This window comes from Maribacter zhoushanensis (genome assembly GCF_029350975.1).
Classification (GTDB): domain Bacteria; phylum Bacteroidota; class Bacteroidia; order Flavobacteriales; family Flavobacteriaceae; genus Maribacter; species Maribacter zhoushanensis.
Genome location: NZ_JARKMR010000001.1, coordinates 617,700 through 639,485 on the forward strand (window position 1 = coordinate 617,700; position 21,786 = coordinate 639,485).

The window sequence follows — 21,786 nt, forward strand, 5'->3', positions numbered from 1 at the left end:
TACACGAATATAAATTGAAGACTAATTAACTTTTTATGCTTTTTAATTCTTTTGAATTTTTATTATTCTTTCCTTTAGTAGCCATAGTTTACTTTATTTTAAGTCCAAAGTATCGCTGGTTATTCCTATTAGTGGCCAGTTATTATTTTTATATGAATTGGCAACCTATATATGCCATTCTGATTTTTACTTCTACAGTAGTAACTTATTTATGTGCTCTAAAAATAGATAGCACACCGGTTAAAAGTAGAAAAAAAGCGTACTTAACAACAAGCCTAATTATTAATTTGGGTATTTTATTTTTGTTCAAATATTACAATTTTTTTAACGACTCTATTTTTGGCTTATTGACTGATTGGGGGATTCGCATGACTTTGCCCAATTTTGATCTTTTGTTACCGGTAGGTATTTCATTCTATACTTTTCAAGCTGTCGGTTATACTATTGATGTTTACCGTGGAGATATAAAAAGTGAAAAGCATTTTGGTATTTACGCTTTGTTTGTTTCATTTTTTCCACAATTGGTAGCGGGACCCATTGAAAGAGCGGTTAATTTATTACCTCAGTTTAAGGAAACTAAAAAAATTGATTATGCGCAAGCCGCTCAAGGAATCAAACTTATGATATGGGGTTATTTTATGAAGATTGTTGTTGCTGATCGATTGGCTATTTATGTAAATTCTGTTTATGGAATACCAGAATATCACAGTTCAATTACCTTGTTTATAGCTACTATTTTTTTTGCATTTCAAATTTATTGCGATTTTGCTGGTTACAGTAATATTGCTATCGGCTGTGCAAAAATAATGGGGTTTGATTTGATGACGAACTTCAGAAGACCCTATTTTGCCCAATCTTGTGCAGAATTTTGGTCTAGGTGGCATATATCTTTATCTACATGGTTTAAAGATTATGTCTATATACCGTTAGGGGGAAATCGGGTTGGTACAACAAAGAATTATAGAAATATACTGATAACATTTGTAATAAGCGGACTATGGCATGGTGCAAATTGGACCTTTGTCATTTGGGGTGGTCTAAATGGACTATATCAAGTATTGTTTAAAATATTAAAAATTTCTCCCAAAAGAAAAACCGAGAATACAGAATTTAATTTTATTTACATAGGAAACTTGATTCTAACGTTTGTACTTATTTCTTTTTCTTGGATTTTTTTCCGTGCAAATACTTTTACTGATGCTTTGGTTATAATTGAACGCATGTTTACAGTGGCTGGAAATCTATTTATAGGTGATAAAAGTTCTTTCGCATACAGTGTTTTTGCGATAATTGTTTTAATGTTAAAAGAGGGTTATGATGAATTTTTCCCTAACGGGAACTTATTTTTTAAAAGTACGAAGAAATCTGTGAGGTTTATTTCATATTCTTTGGTTATTATATTGATTCTGCTTCTTGGTGTTTTTGATGGAGGGCAGTTTATTTATTTCCAGTTCTAATCTTATGAAAAAATTTATTCTAAATTGTGTTATTGGTATTATTATAGTCTTTGTGCTAGATTTTGCAGTTGGTGAAAGTCTTGAATATTTTTATTTTAAGCAAACTTCTGGTTTTCAGTATAGAACTACTTACAGTATGGAGAAAACAAATGAAGATATTCTTGTATTTGGTTCTTCTCGAGCAAACCATCATTACAAACCTAGTGTTTTTAAAAAAAAATTAAATAGTTCATTTTACAATACAGGTAGAGATGGTAATTTTATTTTCTATCAAACCGCTGTATTAAAATCTATTCTTAAACGATATAAACCAAAATTGATTTTATATGATTTTACCGGTGAATTTAATATAAATCAAACTGATTATGATCGCTTATCATCGTTACTACCATACTATAAAAATCATTCAGAGATAAGAAATATAGTAAACTTGAGAAGCCAATATGAACCTGTCAAGAATTTTTCTAGAATTTATCCATATAATTCAACGATAGGTAATATTGCAATTGGAAATATTAATATAAACGGTTTACGGACTAAAGATAAGAATGGATATGTCCCATTATATGGGGAATGGAAAGAACCTTTAAAAATGCGTGACATTATTAAATTTGAAAAAACTGATAAAAATAAAATTAATGTTTTTAAAGATTTTTTGAGTTTATGTAAAGAAAACGGTATAGCTGTTATGGTAATCGTGTCACCAGTATATTACACTTATGATAAAGATTATTCATTAGAGCTATGCGAAGAAATTTGTAATGAATATAAGATACCTTTCTTTAATTTTACCAAGAATCAAGATTTTTTAGAATCACCTTATCTTTTTGATGATGTTTCGCATCTCAATGATAAAGGTGCGACTCTCTTTTCGGAAAAAGTGGCAGATTTAGTCAGAGAGGATTAATTATACTTAAAGCAATATTGTATCAATAATTCTGCAATTCAATATAACATGAAATCTATTTTTCAAGACTGGATTATAAATGAACAAAAAGGAAAAATTATAATGGTAATGTATAGACTTGCAAATCTTTGTACCTTAAATAAGGTACTATTTCTTTTAGGTATTCCTTACTTATTGTTTTACAGGTTTATGGTAGAATGGGTTTTAGGCGTTGAAATCCCTTGGCGTGCACGGATTGGAAAAGAACTTGCAGTACATCATGGTCAAGCTCTTGTTGTGAGTCCTGGTACTGTCATTGGTAATAATTGTTCTGTTAGGCAAAGTACTACCATTGGAGGAAAAGGATTTGATAGAAGTAATCATACTGGTTCTCCTATTATAGGAAACAATGTCCATATTGGTAGTAATGTATGTATTCTTGGTCCAATTCAAATAGGTAATAATGTTCAAATAGCAAGTGGTAGTGTTGTTATTCGTGATATTCCTGATAATTGTACTGTTGTTGGAAATCCTGGGAGAATAATTTATAAGAAATAGATAATATTTTACTAAAAAAAATGCTTCGAAATGAATATTTTATCTAAACTAATTTTTTTTTTTTGGATGAACATAAGACTTAAATTATTAATTGAAACTACGAAAATTTCTTAAATGGCATCTAAAATATTAGTTGGTATTCCTCCAAAAAATCATATTAATCTTGCTATGGATGAAGTTGAAGGTTTAAATGAGCTTGGTTACGAGTGTGAAACAATTACTTATACACGAAACAAGCCTCGTGGAAGAAGAATTGATAAATTATTTGGAGTATTGGAAAATGCTATTTCTATTATTAGGAGGCTACACCAAATGAAGCCTGATATACTCTATCTTAATTCTAGATTTGAACCCGTTGGTACAACTCGAGATTTTATTACTGTAGCTTTGATTAGACTTTTTTATTGGAAAAAGTTAAACATAGCCATTAAAACACATGGTTCTGACCTTTCTATTTTAACTGATAAGTCCTTTTTCTTTAAAAGAATAGTAATTCCATACTTAACAAAATATGTAAGCTTATGGTTTTTCTTATCGTATGAGGAAATTCATAATATTGTCCAATATGCACCGATTTTAGGGAAAAAGGCATGCGTAACCGGTAATATTATAGATGCAGCCCGTTCAACAAAATCAAGTGCATTTCTTGAAAAACATCATTTGAACGATAGCCGATTTAAATTTTTCTTTGCAGGAAGGATGATTGCTGAGAAAGGTATATTTAGTATTATTAGAGCCATTTCATCTTTCAAATATAAAGAGAAGTGTGTTTTTGTATTTGCGGGTAATGGAGAGGAATACGATGCTTTTAAAAATGAAATAAAGGAAAGACAATTAGAAAATTACGTACATCTTACCGGTTTTCTATCTGAAGAAGAGTGTGATCATTTTTATTCAAATGTTAATGCATTGGTTTTTCCAACATATTTTGATGAAGGTTTTCCAATGGCTCTTTTTAAATCTGTAGCCTGTGGTTTACCTATAATTACAACTAAAACAAGGGCTGCAATTGATCATCTTAAAGAACCTGATAATTGTTTATGGGTAGATGGTCGTAACCCCAAAAGTGTAGCTAAGGCACTAAATCATCTGTATGAAGATAAATTACTTCAGGATAATATGGCTTTTAATAATAAATTGCTTGGTCAAAACTTTACACGTCAAAAAATTACAGCACAAATGAATCAAGATTTTCATAAACTTAATTAGAATTTTAGATGAAAATAATTCTAAATCAAATTAAACATAAGTTTAGTTCAAAAATCTTTAAAAACAGTATTTGGGGAGTGTTAGGTAGTCTTACGCAAAACATTCTACTAAGTTTGTTCTATATTCTCATTGCCAGACATTACTCTATAGATGATTTTTCTGAATATTTGATAGCAAATAGTTTATATCAAATGATTGTAGCTTTTTCTGCCATGGGTTTGGGTCATTGGTTTATTAGGGAAATCGTGAATACAGAGAATAAAACTGAACTTGCAGCTAAGTTTTTAAAAATGCAAGCCTATTTTGGATTTCTTTTTTTATTAGTTAATATTATTCTTGCTTTAATGCTTTATGAAAATACTACAGTTCAAAAATTATCTATACTTTTTTCAATAAATATAATTTTCGATAATATTATTTATTCTATTAAAAATATAAATATAGCTCAGTTTGCACAAAAGAAAACTGTCACGGTTCTTTCTATTGAAGCTTTTGCAAAATTTGGAATTGCTAGTTTATTGTTTTTCTATCCCTTCAACATTGTTGTGTTAACTGTGATTTTAATCATAATACGTTTTATAACTCTAAATTTATTTTTAAAAATAGGGTCGGCAGATGGAATCAAATTGACTGGATTTTGGAAAGTTTCTTTATCCTTTGATTATATCAAAACCATTTTATCTAAATATTGGCCTTTTGCAATTATTGGAAGTGCATATGTTATTTATTGGAAATCGTCTACCTTAATTATTTCTAAGATGCTTCCATTATCTGCGGTAGCTCACTATGAAAATTCATTTAAAATATTTTCCTTAGCACAACTTGTGCCTGTAGTTTTAAGCTCTACGCTTTTGCCGAAATTTGTAGAATATTCAAAGAACAATGATACTAATAGTATCAAGTCTCTTTATAATAAAATTTTCTTGTTTTGTACACTTTACGGTTTGGCGGCCTTTACATTTACTTACTCGTTCGCTGATGAAATTTTACCGTTTATTTTTGGGGATAAATATGCATCCTCAGCAGTATTTACAAAGGAAATGTTTTTAACGATGCTTGTTTTTCCAACTTCATTAGTACAAGCTAACATTTTAATTTCATTGAAATTGGAAAAACTTGATATGTGGTTTAATATAAATAGTATTATTATAAATATTACACTATGTATGGTAGGGCTATATTTTTGGTCCTCTCTATCAGTTGTTAATTATTCTATTTTCATTTCTTTTATTGTATTTCATATTTCACAAGATATTGTACTACTAAAAAATAAGCTTATTTCTTGGGTTCATATTTTACTATTTATTGTTTGTACCACTAGCATTGTTCTTACTTATATATCAATATCCAAATTTGTACCTTCATATATAATATTCATTGGCTTATGGCTTACATTAGGGATTATAGGTTTCTTATTTTTTGGTCAAAGAAATAAAATGTTAAGTTCAAAAATTAAAAAACAGAAATGAACCAAAAGGGAAATCTAAAAACAATCGTATTCTGTACTCAAGTTTATTTTTTAGATGCTGCAATTGAATATATTCAATTATTGACATTGAAAGGGTACAAAACACATGTACTTATAGAGCTTTCGCCTAATCAACTTAAAGCTAATATACTTAACATAGATGTTGACTTGACTCAGTATCCTGCGCTGACATCTTTTAATCTGATTGTTAAAGATTGGAAATTAGAAAATTTAGCCCCGTATTTTAAGAAATGTGTTTCTGTAAATTTTGTTGTGTATCCTACGAAGAAAATATGGCAGACAAAAAGAGTATCAAATTTAATGGAAAAACATATTTCAAAAATAAAACCTGATTTTATTCATCTAGATGATTTCTCTAGTCGTACGGTATTTAGTTTACCTTATTATTTTTTTAACAGGGAAAAGCTTATTGCAAACATTCATGACCCATTAACACATAGTGGGGAATTTCAATGGAGTCGAGAAGTCTATCGTAAAATATGGTTTAATTTAGTCGGTAAATTCGTGGTTTTTAGTGAGTATAGTAAGAAGATTTTAGAACCACAATTAAGAAAAAGTAAAAAGATTTATGTTCTAAGTCTTATGCCCTACACAATTTATAAATCATTTCTGCAAAATAATAAAATGGTTATAAGGGACTATATCAGTTTTGTAGGCCGTATATCGCCGTATAAAGGTGTAGAATTGTTTGTAGGTACCTTTAAAGGGCTTAAAAGAAATTTTCCTAATATAAAGTTTTATATTGGGGGTAAGACCATAAATGGTTACGAACCTTATTTTTTAAATTTAGATGATAAGAATGTTGTAGTCGAAAATAAGTTTTTAAGTAATCTAGAAATTGCAGAGATTATAAATAAGTCCAAAATTGTTATATGTCCGTATATAGATGCAACACAAAGTGGTGTTGTAATGACGGCATATGGTTTGGGTTGTCCTGTACTTGTGACAAATACAGGGGGACTTCCAGAATATGTAATTCATAATTCAACTGGGGTTATATCGGTTGAGGCAACAGAAGATTGTATAGAGAGCACCCTCAATGAGTATTTACAACAGAATAAGGAAGAGCGACTTTTGGAAAACGTTAAACAATTACAATATTCCAATAGATTTGAAAAAATGAATAAAATTAAGATGGATGAATTATACAATTGTAATTAATATATTATTAAATAAAATTAAAGTACTGTGTAACTTTTTTCAATAGTTTTTATATAGGTTACTTCCCTCAATCCTTTTTTTAAATAATATGAAAAAAATACTTATTAGCGCTTATGCTTGTTCACCGATTAAAGGGTCTGAAGAAGGTCGTGGATGGAATTGGGCGTTAGGTCTTGCTGAAATAGGATATAATGTTTATTGCGTAACTAATTTTGATGATAAAGATTATATCGAAGAAGAGGTTAAGAGATTAAATCTTCCCAATTTACATATTGAATTCGTTAAATTAGCTTGGGGTCTTGACGAAAAGCTATTTGACCCTAATAAGAAATCCGTTTATTTACATTATTATTTATGGAAGAAAAAGGCTTCTAATCGTGTACTGGATTTGCATAAACAACATAATTTTGACATTGCGCATCATGTTTCTTATGGCAGCATTCAACAAGGTTCATGCTTATATAAACTTGAGAATTGTAAGATTATTTTTGGTCCAGTTGGCGGTGGTCAAATGGCTTTACCTATTTTTAAACAATATTTTGGCAATGCATGGACTACTGAAATTATTAGAGGTTGGGTGTCTAAGTTTCTATTGTTATTCAGTACGAGTCTTCATCGTACTTTAAAAAAAGCCACATATATTATTAGTACCAATGGTGAAACTAAAATGCTCTTGGATGAATCTGAATTTTCAGATTCATCCAAGAGCCGATTAACAGATATTTATGCGATACCTAAAAGTTATAATAATTTAGAGTTTATTGAAAGGAGTGAGCATAAGGTGTTAAACATTATATGGATTGGGCGTGTAATTCCTCGAAAGGGTCTTAATTTATCTTTACATGCTCTTTCTTTTGTGCCTAAAAATATTCCTTACAAACTGACTATTGTAGGTGGCGGGAAAAGTAGTAAGTTAATTGAAAAATGGATAAAAGAATATAACTTAGATTCTTCAAAAATTGAAGTTTTAGGAAAGGTCCCATTTGCAGAAGTGGATAAAGAATACAGAAAGGCTGATATTATGTTGTTTTGCTCTATGAGAGATACTTCTGGTACTCAAATTATGGAGGCTATGGCTTATAGCTTGCCGTTAGTTGTTTTAAACATAAGTGGTGCTCGAAATTTAGTACCTGAAAATTGTGCAATTAAAATTGATCCATCTGAAGGTGATGGTACGGCTAAAGATATTGCAAAAGCGATTATAGAGTTCCAATCAAATCCTGAGCTTCTTAAAGAAAAAGCATTCAACGCATATTCACATGCAATGAATAGTAAATGGGAACGAAGAATAAAGGTGTTTACTGAAAAATATTATGAAAACTAATTTTTTAATATGTTTAATCTAATACTGGAGAAGCTTCGGCATGATTTCCTATTCCTCCACTTGCTACAAAATTTTCAGTATCAATAGATTGTTTTATTTCTATAAATGAATTTGTTTGAATAAACTTATCAAATGTAATCACTTCTTCATTAATATCTGTTAGTTCATTAAAACTAAACCCATTTAAGCTACCAGTAATAGGATTTAGTTGCTTGCTATTTTCAAGTGTATTACTTTCTGATAAAATATTTAATGTAACAGGAAATTCATCATTTTCGTTAGTTTGTAAAATCCCTATGGTTAGTGATGTCGTTCCTTTTTTCCTTTCTTCTAAAGTAATTAATCCATTTATTGCGCCATTTGGAGCGAAAAGATTGTAGATTTTTTTATTCCCTGTTAATTCATTAGGACCTAAATCAGAATAAGCCAGTAAAGAGCCAGTCATAACATTATCTTCAATTGCTATGTAACCATTGAATTCCAATAATTCAGAATAGCTAATTGTTTCCCCGTTGTTTAATTTAGATACAACAGTATTACTATTTCCATTTTCTCCAATAATATTATTTAATATTATAGCAATCCCACCACCTGTATTGGCGGTGTTTCTTCTAAGGTAAACTGGTAGGTCAATGTCCTTTACTGTATTATTTACCTGAATCAAAACTGTAGTAGAACCGTTTGTGTTTTCTGAAAATATAATTGTGCCCGTTAGATCAGATATATTTGTTTCAAGTAACGTGTATTCTTTGGTTTTTCCAGTTGGGATTATTTCGTCTATATCATCAGAATTATTACAGCTAGATATGGAAATTGTAATAAAAAAAATAAACAATTGTGGGTATTTATTAAAATTGAAATCAAATCTGGGCATAATATAAAATTATAATCTTATTTATTTAAAAATATCAACTAGCTTAAATATAGCTAAATTTTTAAAGAGAAGATGTTTTTTTTGCTTTTACTTTTTCGAAAAATCACTTTTAGAGCCTATTAATAGGCTATTTGTCGATAAAATTAAATGTCAAAATTAACATTCGTTATCTTGTCCTGTTTTACCTTTGGAAATGTATAATAGGTAAGTTTAATTTCTTATGAACCGATTTTTTTATTTTTTTATTTTTTTAAGTTTCAATTCTAGCTTTTGTCAGATAAAAATAGGAGATAATCCTGAGCTAATTGATTCAAATAGTTTATTAGAATTGGAAAGTTCTTCAAAAGTATTGGTGATTTCTAAATTGACAAATGTTGAAATGCTTCAATTAGTTCCATTAGAGGGAGCAATAGTTTATAATACCGATGAGGATTGCATCTTTTATTTTAATAATCAAGCTTGGGTCAGTTTATGTAATCAAATAACTAATGGTTCTGAAGTAACTTTAGAAGATAATGGTGATGGTACTTTTACTTTCAATAATACCAATAATGTTCCAATTACTTTTAATGGTGCTGAGGATATAATATCTAGTTTAGTTGATAATTTAGACGGAACTTATACTTATATCAATGAAAATGGTGATGAAACATTGTTAGCTTTAAACGGTGTTTCTTTTGTAGATAATGAAGATGATACTTACACATTTACTAATAGTGATGGATCAGAAGTTATTATTAATAATGATAATAATGTTCAAGAAACTACTTCTACTCTGGAAGATAATTTGGACGGTACTTATACTTATATAAATGAAGAAGGAGAAATTACCGAAGTGAATACGAATACTACTGTTGAAGGTTTTACTGGTGACCCCGGTTCTGTAGTATTTGCAGGTGTGGATGGAAAACCTTCGGAAGATAATCAGAATATTTTTTACGATGAAAATAATATTCGTTTAGGTATCGGTGGAAACGCTCCTAATTCAACTATAAGTGTAAGCGGTTCATTGTCTACAGCTATAGATTTTGTTGGTGGTACAGCATTTGTTTTAGATGAATCTAATCATACTGCTTTAGTTAGTGGGTCTGGTAATGTTACTTTATTTCTTCCTCCAGCCGACAGTGCTACCGGAAGAATGTACATAGTCAAAATAAATCCAAGTATTACATTGTCCGTGCCGCTAGGTTACCTAGATTCAAATAGTGACAGGTTATTTGAAGTTCCAGACGGAATACATGTTGTCTGGTTTCAAAGCAATGGTTTTACTTGGGAACAGGTTAATTAAACCTTTTACATCGTTCAACTATATTATTATTTAAGTTGGCTTAAAAGATGCAAAATTGTAAAATCCATTTTTAATTTTTAAGCACGGAAATAATAACATCATCTTTTTTACCAATAGAATTCCCATAAACCATTTGGTTAAATTATTTTTGACCAAAATTATAAATACATGGCTTCAGGTTTTTTTGCAATTTTAGATGATGTAGCTGCTCTTTTAGACGATGTAGCTGCAATGAGTAAAATAGCTACTAAGAAGACGGCTGGGATATTAGGTGATGATTTAGCTGTAAATGCAGAGAAGGCATCAGGATTCGTCTCTAAAAGGGAATTACCGGTACTATGGGCAATTTCTAAAGGCTCACTATTAAATAAAATTATCATTTTACCTATTGCCTTTTTGTTGAGTGCTTTTTTACCTTGGGCCGTTACCGTGGTTTTAATACTTGGCGGTATTTACCTTGCTTTTGAAGGCGCTGAAAAAATTTACGAATTCTTTGTGCCACATGAAAGTGAGCATATAACAGCGGATACGCAACCAATGACCAAAGAAGAAATTCTGGAATTGGAAAAAACTAAGGTAAAATCCGCAATTGTAACTGATTTTATTTTATCCATAGAAATAGTAATTATTGCGTTGGGTGCAGTAATCAATGAGCCTTTGGTTACTCAAATAGCAGTGGTGTCTGTAGTTGCACTAATAGCAACTGTAGGGGTTTACGGTATTGTAGCTTTAATTGTACGTATGGATGAATTTGGAGCTAGGCTTATTAACCTTAATGAAGAGGAAAATAGTCTATCTGATATTATAGGCCGTTTTTTTGTGAATGCATTGCCAAAGGTAATTAAGGCCTTGTCAGTAATTGGAACCTTGGCACTTCTATTGGTCTCAGGAGGGATATTTGTACACAATATTGATTTTTTACATCACTTACTACCTAATGTGCCTGGTATAATTGTTGAATTTATTATTGGGCTCTTGGTAGGGGTTGTAGCCTTATTACTTTTCAAAGGCTTTAAAATGCTCTTTAAAAAGAAAGAATAAAGAGTACTTGAACTTATGTTAATAAGCTCTTTCTTCTCCTTTGATTGCATTGAAGATGGTTTTGTAAATAATTTTAGCATCTAAAGCGAGCGACCATTTTTCCATATAAAAAATATCGTATCGTACTCGATTAACAATATCTGATCTGTCAAGAATTTCACCTCTGCAGCCTTGAATTTGTGCTAAGCCTGTTATACCAGGTTTTATAAAATGCCTTACCAAATATCTTTCTACTGAGTTTTCATACTCTTGGGTGTGTACCACCATATGTGGTCTTGGACCTACAACACTCATGTCTCCAATCAATACATTGAAAAATTGAGGTAGTTCATCTATACTTGTTTTTCTTAAGATTTTACCTAGCCTTGTTACCCTTGCATCATTTTTAGTTGCCATTTTGGTATCACTGGTTTTACTTTTGGTCATTGATCTAAATTTGTAACACCAAAAGATTTGTCTATTTACCCCATGACGTTTCTGCTTGAAAAACAAAGGTCCTTTTGAGTCGATTTTCATAAGTATAAATACAATAGGTGTTAGCCATGACAAAACAAAAAGAATGGCAATACTTGAAAATACGATATCAAATATTCGTTTAATTAGATTGGAATAATCTAGATCTAAAGGTGAAGCTCTTAAATTTAAGATTGGAACAGCTCCATATAATTCTATTGACATAGTGTTTGAGAACAGTTCTTTATTATCAGGTATAATCTTAATTCTCTTGAAGCTATTATCGGCAATCTTCATTAAATACTGTATTTCTGCCTTTGATAATTTAGAGGCCATACAATACACTTCTTCTACATTGTTTTCGAATATATAATTGAAAGAGCTTTTAATATCTCCTAAACATGAATTGTTTTCAGATGCTGTATTATCAAAATAACCCATATATGAATATCCATATTCTGGATTATCGAAAATGCGCTTAAGTTTTGATAAATTCTTATCTCTACCAATGACTACTACCCTTGTACTATTATATCCTCTTTTTCTGTATACATTTCTAGCGAAGTAGAACAATACTCTAAATAACGTTAACAAAAAACAAATTTGTAAGTATACTAGAATTAAATAAAATGTTGAATACGAATTTAACCCGAAGAAAACGAAGGAGGTAAAATAAATCAATCCATAAATAGTAAAAAGCAGTATAAAGCTTTTTAAATTGGTCATAAAGCCATCACGTCTTGCAGTCGGATAAAAATGCAAGCTGTATGTGGTAATGAACCATGCCACGTTATAGTATAGTATACTGTAAACATTTAAGTATGTTTCAGGAGTATATACATATAAAGTGATGTTGATAATCAGAATATGGACTATCAACGACAATGGTATTATGAATAAAGATTTCTTCATTTAGCTTTTGGAAATGGTTGGTAAAAGAGCTAATAATAGGTTGTTACATTTAGCCAATAGTTGGTTTGTAACTATTGGCTAATTGTAAATTTTGGGGGCGTCAGAAATCGGATTTTATTAAAAAATTAGTTCTTTTTAGTATACCAAGAATATACTTGTTGTACACCTTTTTCTAATGAAACTGTATGTTTCCAACCAAGATCATGTAATTTGCTTGGGTCTGTTAATTTTTTCAATGTACCATCAGGTTTATCAGTATTGAAATACAATTCACCTTTAAAATCTATGGTTTGCTGAATTAACAGCGCTAAATCTTTTATTGATATGTCAATACCTGTTCCAATATTGATATGAGTGTTTCTTATTTCTTTGTTACTTTGTAAGTAACAATCTTTGAAATCTCTTTGTTCCATTAAAAATACACAGGCGTCGGCCATATCCTCACTCCATAAGAATTCTCTCATAGGATTTCCGGTTCCCCAGATTTCTAAATGGATATTACCATCTTTCTTTTTAATGCCATATTTATCTAAAACAGCTATAATTTCTTCTTTAGATGAACTGCCATTAACGCCTTCAATAGGTAAAGCATTTAAGTCTGAAGAAATAGTATCCCAATTGTCATTTTCTAGGGCTTTACCTAAATGCATTTTTCTAATTAAAGCTGGTAGTACGTGAGATTTTTCTAAATCGAAATTATCATTTGGACCATACAGATTAGTAGGCATAACAGAAATAAAATTTGTGCCATACTGTAAATTGTAACTCTCACACATTTTAATACCCGCTATTTTGGCTATGGCATAAGGCTCATTGGTATACTCTAAAGTATCTGTAAGCAAGTAATCCTCTTTCATAGGTTGCGGACAATTTTTAGGGTAAATACATGTGCTTCCTAAAAACAATAACTTCTTTACTCCATGAAGATAACTTTGGTGAATAACATTGTTTTGAATCATAAGATTCTCATAAATGAAATCTGCCCTGTATGTATTATTTGCAACAATACCGCCAACCTTTGCTGCGGCCAGTATAACATATGCTGGTTTTTCAGTTTCAAAGAACTCAGCCACCTTTGTAGCATTGGTCAAATCTAATTCTTTATGAGTTTTAAAAATTAGATTTGAATATCCTTTACTTTCCAGATTCTTAACGATTGCACTGCCTACAAGACCTCTGTGACCTGCAATATATATTTTAGCTTCTTTATTTAACATTTGGTATAATTTACCTACTAATTAGATGTATAGATGTTTTTGAATTTCTATTCAAAATAGTTGAAAGTAACATAACCGCCTTCTTTCAAATACTGATCTTTTTGCATTAATTTTAGATCATTGGTCATCATGTCTTTCACTAATCCCTGTAAATCATATTCAGGAATCCAACCTAATTTAGTATTTGCTTTTGTAGCATCACCGATCAACAGTTCAACTTCAGTTGGTCTAAAGTATTTAGGATCAACAGATAGAACCTCTTTCCCAATTTCTACTTGTATATCTGGATTAGAACATGATTTTACATACCCTTTTTCGTTGATACCTTCTCCTTTGAATTCTATTTCAATTCCCATTTCTGCGAATGCCATTCTTACGAATTCACGAACAGGGGTAGTTTTACCTGTAGCGATAACCCAATCTTCTGGCTCATCTGCTTGAAGAATCATCCACATCATACGAACATAATCTTTTGCATGACCCCAATCTCTTTGTGCATCTAAATTACCAAGGTAAATTTTGTCTTGTAAACCTAAACCAATTCGTGCAGCAGCTCTCGTGATTTTTCTAGTCACAAAAGTTTCTCCTCTAATTGGTGACTCATGATTAAACAGAATTCCGTTACAAGCATACATGTTATAAGCTTCTCTGTAGTTTACAGTAATCCAGTAGGCGTACATTTTTGCAACCGCATACGGGCTACGTGGGTAAAACGGAGTAGTCTCTGATTGTGGCACTTCTTGTACTTTACCGTAAAGTTCTGATGTTGATGCTTGGTATATTCTTGTTTTTTCAGTTAACCCTAATAAACGAACAGCATCTAATATTCTTAATGTACCTAAACCATCGGCATTACCTGTGTATTCCGGTACTTCAAATGAAACTTGAACGTGGCTCATTGCCGCTAAATTATAAATCTCATCTGGTTGAATTTCTTGTATTAATCTAATTAGATTAGTACTATCTGTCATATCACCATAATGAAGTACAAAATTTCTATGTTCAACATGTGGGTCTTGATAAAGGTGATCAATTCTATCGGTATTAAATAAAGAAGCTCGTCTTTTTAGACCGTGAACTTGATACCCTTTTTTTAATAAAAACTCACTCAAATAGGCGCCATCTTGACCTGTGACTCCTGTAATTAATGCTACTTTCATAGTGATGTAAAATGGATTTATAAATGTTTTTTTAAACTTAAATGTTTGGTGTTATAATTATTAATGCAAGAAATAGCATTATAGTATAATCATCACGTAAAAAAATGAAAAATTGGTCTTTAGTTTTTTATTAGATTTTAAAACCAAATATTCATTTTACCATTACTTGGATAACTATTATTAAGGTATCGGAAGTTGTTCAGATTAAGATAGATATCTTCTTTATCTTTTTAACTTTGGTTAATGGTTGTCGGGCAAATTTAGGACATTATTTGTGTATTATATATCAATACAAACAAACCTTAGGCCAATTAATGATTTATTCGTTAAACTGTTTTTTTCTACCTTAAGTAAGGTTTTCTTAATGAATATAGGGAAGGAAGGCTTGTGTGTAAATAACTATTATTAGAGAATTGAGTACTGTCTATTGTTGGTTACATATATGATGTAGTAAAGTTTTTAAAATTTGACTTATTAATACTTTGCAATAAATTTTGTTAAATTTTAGTAAAATTCATACAAAAGAGGTGCGGTAATTAATATTTTAGTTTAAATTTATTTAATCAAATTTTATTGTTCATTTTTAGGTATATAAAAATAGACATTTTTTGATTTATAATTTTTATTGTTTTTCCCCGTTATTTTATCAACTTAAACCACCATACGATGATATCTAACATTTTAAATGGGAAGCTAACATCTCAATTTCAGAAGAAAAGGTTAGTTTCTCTAGAAAATTACTATCTGCACCTTAAGCCTTACTTTAAGCTTAAGAAAAGTGCAAAAATTACTGAAACCAATAATGTACTGGTTCGTAAAAAGTCTAAAAGTGCAAAAGTTCAAGATGCATTTAATTCTATTGAACAAAATCAAATTTTGTACGCTAAAATTATGACAGAGAGAATTTTAAACGTCTAGGCGTTGAGCAATCCTTATTTTATCATAGTTTTATAGTCTTGTAAGCATAAAAATACCCTTAGTCTTAAAAGCTAAGGGTATTGTCATTTTACGATATTTACAAATGTAGAATTACAATTAATATAAAATATCCAATAGTTATTATCTTCACTTCAACTATTGTGTTTGCTTGTCTTTTATTCTTTTGAGACATCAAAAAAGGCATTTATTTTAAACTACAATGAGTTCATTTGTACTTATGAAGTCACTGTGATTTTCGTTGTATTTAAACAGACAACTCTTTTTATTTACACATTAGCGAAACTAAATACGTTTTGTGTGTAATATAAATATATTTATCCCTGTAAATAAAGAATTTCGTATTTTCAATTGCTTTGTAATTATATTATCTGAGCTTTTGTTAATGTTTAAATGGTAATTATAGCTTTTAGACGAACGAACCCCATATTCTTAAATGCACTAACCTATACTATTAAAGAATCTTGGAAGTACTAACACACTTTAATCCTTTTGAAGGACCTGAACTAAAACATATTTTGCACACTACAGATGCGCAAGAAGAAATTTGGTATTCTTGTTATTTTGGTGGAGAGGATGCAAATAAGGCATACAACCTGTCATTAACTATTGAATTTCAAGGAGAACTTGATGTTGCTGCATTGCAATGGTCTGTTGACATGCTAATCAGTAGGCATGAATCTTTACGATCGGTCTTTAGTCCTGATGGGAAATTTATAAATGTATTTACATCTATTATTGCCAATATAGATTTGCAAGATTTTTCACAAGTTCCAGAGCAGGATAAGGAAAATGAGATAGATAAGTATACAAAACAAGATACAGGCAGGGCGTTTGACTTAACAAAAGAACAATTAATACGTTTTGCAATTCTTAAAACTGATGATTATAAATATCAGTTTATAATGACTACGCATCATATCGTTTGTGACGGGTGGTCTTTAGGCATTATCATGCAAGAGTTAGGGGCTTTGTATTCTTCAAAAGTGAAGAACGTACCCCACAACCTTCCAGACGCTGTATCTTATACCAAATATGTTGCTCATCAAAATGAAATAAAATTGAGCCCAGAATTTAATCAAACTGAAAAGTATTGGTTGAATCTCTATCAAAATGATATTCCAAATACTAATCTTCCTTTAGATTTTAAACACATAAACAAGAGAACTTACAACGGAGCAAGAATTAATCAGTTGTTAGATAAAACTTTAGTAAAAGGTATTAAACAAACGGGTATAAAAGGTAATACTAGTTTGGTTCTTACATTAATGGCTGCTTTTGAGCTATTACTTTATAAGACGACGCAAAATGATAGTATTGTTCTTGGTTTACCGGTTGCAGGGCAGTCTTCTATGGGTGCTAAACACTTAGTTGGTCATTGTGTGAAATTACTGCCAATGAAAAGTGATCTTGACGCCAATGATAGTTTTATTGATTATTTAAAGAAAAGAAAATCTGCCAATTTTGATGCATTCGAAAATCAAGAATTATCTTTTGGTAGTTTATTAAAGAAACTTAATATTCCTAGAATACCTGGCAGAGTACCTTTGGTACCGGTTGTTTTTAATGTGGATATGGACTTGGACGATGGTGCTACTTTTGAAGGATTGTCTTACCAGTATCATAGTAATGAACGTGAACATGAAACGTTTGAGCTATTTTTAAATGCAACAGGTTCAAATGATAATATAGTCCTTGAATGGTCTTATAACACAGATTTGTTTAAAGAAAGTACCATACAAGAAATGGGTAACTCTTTCAATACTATATTAAGTAAATTGATTGAAGGACCAGATAAGAAATTATCTGAAATTCTAAATATTACAGATGATAGCAGTATTGTAAATGGTGCTGTGTTAGACTATCCAAAAACAACACTTCATGAGTTGTTATATGACCAGGCTACAAGTACGCCAACTGCAATTGCTTTAGAGTTTAAAAATGAGAAATTAACTTATGCCGAGCTACAACGTAGAATAAATAGTAGTGCTGTTTACTTGTGGGAAAAGGGAATAAGACCTGGTGATACCGTTGCTATATCACTAGAAAGGTCACCAGATTTAATTGCAACGTTATTTGCAGTATTGCAGTGCGGAGCTAGATATGTGCCTATTGATACGGGCTATCCTGACAATCGTTCTTTATTGATGATTTCAGATGCTAAATCTACTTTTTTTATTTGTGATAATTCTAAACAAGAACTTGCACATGGTGCCACAACTATTTTTATCGAAGATTTAAGAGCAAAAGCTAATGAAACCAGTAGTACCGTATTAGATGTTAACGTTTCTTCTGATGCTGGTGCTTACATTATTTATACTTCTGGTTCTACAGGAAAGCCAAAGGGAGTTCAAGTTACACATAATAATGTAGTCAACTTACTATATTCTATGGGTAAGGAACCCGGTATTGGAGCAAATGACAAAATTTTTGCTACCACTACAATTTCTTTCGATGCCATGGTTATGGAGATTTTCTTGCCACTAGTTCATGGTGCAAGCGTAGTATTGGTAGATGAGGAAACCAGAAAAGACGGACATCTTTTATTGCAAAAAGCAATAGAAGATGAAATAACGGTTATTTGGGGAACACCAACCATATGGCAAATTTTATTGGACTCTGGTTGGAAAAAACCTTTGCATATAAAGGCACTTATTGGTGGCGAGCCGGTGTCTAAATCTCTTTCCTTAAAATTACTGGAAAAATGTGATGAAGTTTGGAACATTTATGGACCAACGGAAACAACTGTATGTTGCATTCTTACAAAGATTTCAGAGCAAGATGATCCTATCACAATAGGGAAACCTGTAGCAAATACCGGTATTTATATATTAGATGCTCAAGGTAAACCTGTGAGAAAAGGTATTGTTGGTGAAATTGCAATTGGTGGTGACGGAGTAACTAATGGTTATTTAGGTCAACACAATCTTACAAATGAGGGTTTCGTCAATAATAGCTTTCAGCCAAACGGTAATGCAAAAATGTATTTATCCGGAGATTTGGGTAAACTCTTGCCAAACGGTCAGATTGAATGTTTAGGTCGTAAAGACGGTCAAGTGAAAGTTCGAGGGCATAGAATTGAACTAGGGGAGATAGAACATTCTTTAAGTAAATTAAAAGGGATACAATCTGCAGCCACAGATGTTAGAAACAATGCTTTGAAAGCATATGTGGTTTATGAGGGTGATGAATGGGAAAAGGATGTTACGCTATGGAAAAAGCAATTAGCAGCTGAACTACCCGTTTTTATGCTGCCTCATGAGTACGTAAGATTAGAAGAGCTTCCCGTTACCATAAATGGGAAATTAGATAGAAAAAGTCTGCCAGAAGACACAAATAGTAATACAAATAAAGTAGAGATTGTTCAGCCGTTTACTAAAGCTGAAAAATTAGTTTTAGATGTTTGGAAAGAATGCTTGTTTTTAGATACGATTAATTTACATGATGACTTCTTTGTATTAGGAGGACATTCTTTGATTGCGGCTAAAGTAATGACAAGGCTAGAGGAAAAATCTGGTCAAAGATTACCATTGTCATCTCTATTTGAATATTCTACGGTTAAAAGTCTAGCAAGCTTATTAAAAATAGAAGAAAACACGGTTACCTGGGATTCTATGGTACCCATTCAGCCAAACGGGTCAAAAACACCATTGTTTATTGTTCATGGTGCAGGTTTAAATATACTTTCCTTTAAGACACTTAAAGATTATATGGATCCTGATCAACCAATTTATGGTTTTCAGGCGAAAGGTTTAGATGGTAAAGAGGCCCTATTGACCTCTGTTGAAGAAATCGCAGCGCATTATAACGAAGCTCTTTTGGCAACACAGCCCCAAGGACCATATGTATTGGCGGGGTATTCATCTGGAGGTATCATTGCTTATGAAATGGCAAAACAGTTGATGGCAAAAGGTGAAACAATATCAACTTTAGCTCTTTTAGACACTTATGCATACGCCCATTATGGCAAGAGTACCAGTTTAGGTAAAAAAATGGCTTATGGTAATTATTTAGCAAATAAGACCTTGCATGTTTTAAGGCAATTGTCTAGTGTAGAAGGATTTAAGTATAGAATAGGAGTAACCAAAGCTAACTTGAAGAAATTGTATTTACGATTAAAGAAAGATAAAACCGAATCGTCAAAGACAGATTATGATTGGGAGTATGAAAGCCGTATTGTTGAGCATAATAAGGTTGTAGATAGGTATCATTTAAAGCCATTATCTATAAAGGTAGACCTATTTAGAATTGAAGATGTTATCGATTATACACACGATAGTGTACATCTTGGCTGGAAATCTTTTGCTAAAGATGGTATTGACCTACATTATGTACCAGGAGATCACTTAAGTATGTTTAGCCCGCCTAATGATAAGGTTTTGGCAACAACGCTGCAAAATGTTGTCGATAATAATAAGGAAGCCTAAAGTTATTTTGCTAAGGATTTAGAAAGAACTGTAGCATTTGCTGATGTATTAGTGTAATTGTCTGCAGCCATATATCTTAAATAGTAATCTAAACCACTATCCTTTGTGGTATTATGCCATAAATGAAAACCAGCGGTTTTGAACAGGATTTCATAATTATGCGAAAATGAGCGCTCATATCCGTAGGGTTGGGATGCTTTGTTCGTCTTTAAATTATGATGTATTCCGTTTGGTTCAATAGCAACAAATGTTGTTTTACCAAGAACATTTATATGATGTAGAAATTCTTGAAGTTTAGGTTGTGTAAAATACTCTAAAACACCTCTAGAGGTTACAAATATCATGTTTTCTGTTGCGTAGGTTTTCGTCCATTCAAAACCATCAGAGGCTATAAATTCTAATTTTTTGTTGGATGCAAATGTATTTTTGTTCTTCATTACTTGTTGTTGGCTTAAATCTATTCCAACAAATCTTTTAATGTCAGGAAATTTGGAACTTAAATAGTTCAAGACTTTTCCATTGCCACATCCTATTTCTACTATGGTATGAAAATTATGTTTTTCCATAGACAGTTTCAGCTCTAATAAATCGAACAGAAAAGTGCATTCTGGTAAAAATGATGTCTCAAAAGAATCATCGGTTTCAGAAAAATATTTGACACCTTGTTTTTTCCAGTATGCTTCATGAAATTTTGAAAGCTGATTATAATTTTGTTCTTTTTCAGCTTTCTTCAAAAGCGATTTTCTCATAAAAAGATCAATAAAACCAATCGATTTTTTATCGATAATGGTCATGCCATTGACTGCCATTTTTTTTGATTTCTTAGGCAGTAAGACCAAGAGAAAATTACCAATAAGAATTACAATTTTATTTTTCATTTTAAGGCATAAAAAGTAATCGACGTACAATATTAGATAATAAGTCGGTTACTTTTTAAAAAACTTTCTGATGAACGCTATTATTTCTTCGGCCAATGGCCGAAGAAATATGTTGATGAACTTCAGATATCTGCTCTTATAGTTTGTTCTTATTTCAGTTTCGAAGAACGTTATTTTTTTCTCGATGAAATTTTAGCCAAGCAAAAAAAAATAACTGTCATAATTACATTAATATTGAATTGTATATAATTGAAAATCAATACATTAAATTTTTATATGTTTGTAAAAATAGGTTTGGTTGTCAATGCTAAAAGGTGAATTGTTTTTAATATTCTGTAATTTTACTTTATTGTTTATTTACATTATTTGTTCGGTAATTTTGATTAAGATGTACTCAGGAAACAATGTCGAATTAAAATTTTTATTTGATTATTAAGTTATCCATATAGCGTTTCAAGAATGTCAATTTGTCTTTTTGACAAATGTGTAAATACCAACCCCACAAGTCTGTACCTA

General features: G+C 31.0%; 16 protein-coding genes. 11 read left to right on the forward strand and 5 right to left on the reverse strand.

Annotated features, from left to right (window positions below; translation table 11 throughout):
* The first annotated feature begins 287 nt into the window (after positions 1 to 287).
* The 7 genes from PXD56_RS02645 (at position 288) to PXD56_RS02675 (ending at position 8,084) form a co-directional block, all read left to right on the forward strand.
* Positions 288 to 1,457 (forward strand): MBOAT family O-acyltransferase, encoded by a 1,170-nt coding sequence (locus tag PXD56_RS02645; protein ID WP_276491809.1) that lies wholly within the window; start codon positions 288 to 290, stop codon positions 1,455 to 1,457.
* Positions 1,458 to 1,461: 4 nt separating this feature from the next.
* Positions 1,462 to 2,364 (forward strand): hypothetical protein, encoded by a 903-nt coding sequence (locus tag PXD56_RS02650; RefSeq protein ID WP_276491810.1) that lies wholly within the window; start codon positions 1,462 to 1,464, stop codon positions 2,362 to 2,364.
* 108 nt (positions 2,365 to 2,472) lie between these two features.
* Entirely contained in the window at positions 2,473 to 2,901 is a 429-nt protein-coding gene (locus PXD56_RS02655) for a serine O-acetyltransferase (protein ID WP_276491811.1), read from the forward strand.
* Positions 2,902 to 3,015: 114 nt separating this feature from the next.
* The gene (locus PXD56_RS02660) at positions 3,016 to 4,110 is read left to right on the forward strand and encodes a glycosyltransferase family 4 protein (protein WP_276491812.1); all 1,095 of its coding nucleotides are present in this window, start codon (positions 3,016 to 3,018) and stop codon (positions 4,108 to 4,110) included.
* 8 nt (positions 4,111 to 4,118) lie between these two features.
* Complete coding sequence (locus PXD56_RS02665) at positions 4,119 to 5,579, forward strand: oligosaccharide flippase family protein (RefSeq protein ID WP_276491813.1); 1,461 nt, start codon at positions 4,119 to 4,121, stop codon at positions 5,577 to 5,579.
* Positions 5,576 to 6,760 (forward strand): glycosyltransferase family 4 protein, encoded by a 1,185-nt coding sequence (locus PXD56_RS02670; RefSeq protein ID WP_276491814.1) that lies wholly within the window; start codon positions 5,576 to 5,578, stop codon positions 6,758 to 6,760. Before PXD56_RS02665 ends, PXD56_RS02670 begins: the two co-directional genes overlap by 4 nt.
* Before the next feature lie 88 nt (positions 6,761 to 6,848).
* Positions 6,849 to 8,084, forward strand: coding sequence for a glycosyltransferase family 4 protein (locus tag PXD56_RS02675; protein ID WP_276491815.1), 1,236 nt, complete (start codon positions 6,849 to 6,851; stop codon positions 8,082 to 8,084).
* Positions 8,085 to 8,097: 13 nt separating this feature from the next.
* On the opposite strand, the gene PXD56_RS02680 is transcribed toward PXD56_RS02675, so the two are convergent.
* Positions 8,098 to 8,958 (reverse strand): hypothetical protein, encoded by an 861-nt coding sequence (locus PXD56_RS02680; protein ID WP_276491816.1) that lies wholly within the window; start codon positions 8,956 to 8,958, stop codon positions 8,098 to 8,100.
* Positions 8,959 to 9,178: 220 nt separating this feature from the next.
* On the opposite strand from PXD56_RS02680, the gene PXD56_RS02685 reads away from it, so the two are divergent.
* Both PXD56_RS02685 and PXD56_RS02690 read left to right on the forward strand, forming a co-directional pair.
* Positions 9,179 to 10,246, forward strand: a complete 1,068-nt coding sequence (locus PXD56_RS02685) for a hypothetical protein (protein WP_276491817.1) — start codon at positions 9,179 to 9,181, stop codon at positions 10,244 to 10,246.
* A gap of 168 nt (positions 10,247 to 10,414) precedes the next feature.
* Complete coding sequence (locus PXD56_RS02690) at positions 10,415 to 11,287, forward strand: DUF808 domain-containing protein (protein WP_276491818.1); 873 nt, start codon at positions 10,415 to 10,417, stop codon at positions 11,285 to 11,287.
* An 18-nt stretch (positions 11,288 to 11,305) separates the two neighbouring features.
* Here PXD56_RS02690 and PXD56_RS02695 read toward each other — a convergent pair whose 3' ends face one another.
* The 3 genes from PXD56_RS02695 to gmd form a co-directional block, all read right to left on the reverse strand.
* Positions 11,306 to 12,652, reverse strand: coding sequence for an undecaprenyl-phosphate glucose phosphotransferase (locus PXD56_RS02695; RefSeq protein WP_276491819.1), 1,347 nt, complete (start codon positions 12,650 to 12,652; stop codon positions 11,306 to 11,308).
* Positions 12,653 to 12,777: 125 nt separating this feature from the next.
* Entirely contained in the window at positions 12,778 to 13,869 is a 1,092-nt protein-coding gene (locus PXD56_RS02700) for a GDP-L-fucose synthase family protein (RefSeq protein WP_276491820.1), read from the reverse strand.
* Positions 13,870 to 13,916: 47 nt separating this feature from the next.
* Positions 13,917 to 15,029, reverse strand: coding sequence for a GDP-mannose 4,6-dehydratase (gene gmd, locus PXD56_RS02705; RefSeq protein WP_276491821.1), 1,113 nt, complete (start codon positions 15,027 to 15,029; stop codon positions 13,917 to 13,919).
* A 666-nt stretch (positions 15,030 to 15,695) separates the two neighbouring features.
* Between gmd and PXD56_RS02710 the strand changes: the two genes are divergently transcribed.
* Together PXD56_RS02710 and PXD56_RS02715 are read left to right on the forward strand one after the other, a co-directional pair.
* Positions 15,696 to 15,947 carry a hypothetical protein gene (locus tag PXD56_RS02710; protein ID WP_276491822.1) on the forward strand — a complete coding sequence of 84 codons (252 nt, stop codon included), beginning with the start codon at positions 15,696 to 15,698 and terminating at the stop codon, positions 15,945 to 15,947.
* Between the two features lie 482 nt (positions 15,948 to 16,429).
* A complete protein-coding gene (locus PXD56_RS02715) occupies positions 16,430 to 20,392 on the forward strand; it encodes a non-ribosomal peptide synthetase (RefSeq protein WP_276491823.1) in 3,963 nt (1,320 codons plus the stop codon).
* Positions 20,393 to 20,394: 2 nt separating this feature from the next.
* On the opposite strand, the gene PXD56_RS02720 is transcribed toward PXD56_RS02715, so the two are convergent.
* Positions 20,395 to 21,270, reverse strand: a complete 876-nt coding sequence (locus PXD56_RS02720; RefSeq protein ID WP_276491824.1) for a class I SAM-dependent methyltransferase — start codon at positions 21,268 to 21,270, stop codon at positions 20,395 to 20,397.
* Positions 21,271 to 21,786: the final 516 nt, after the last annotated feature.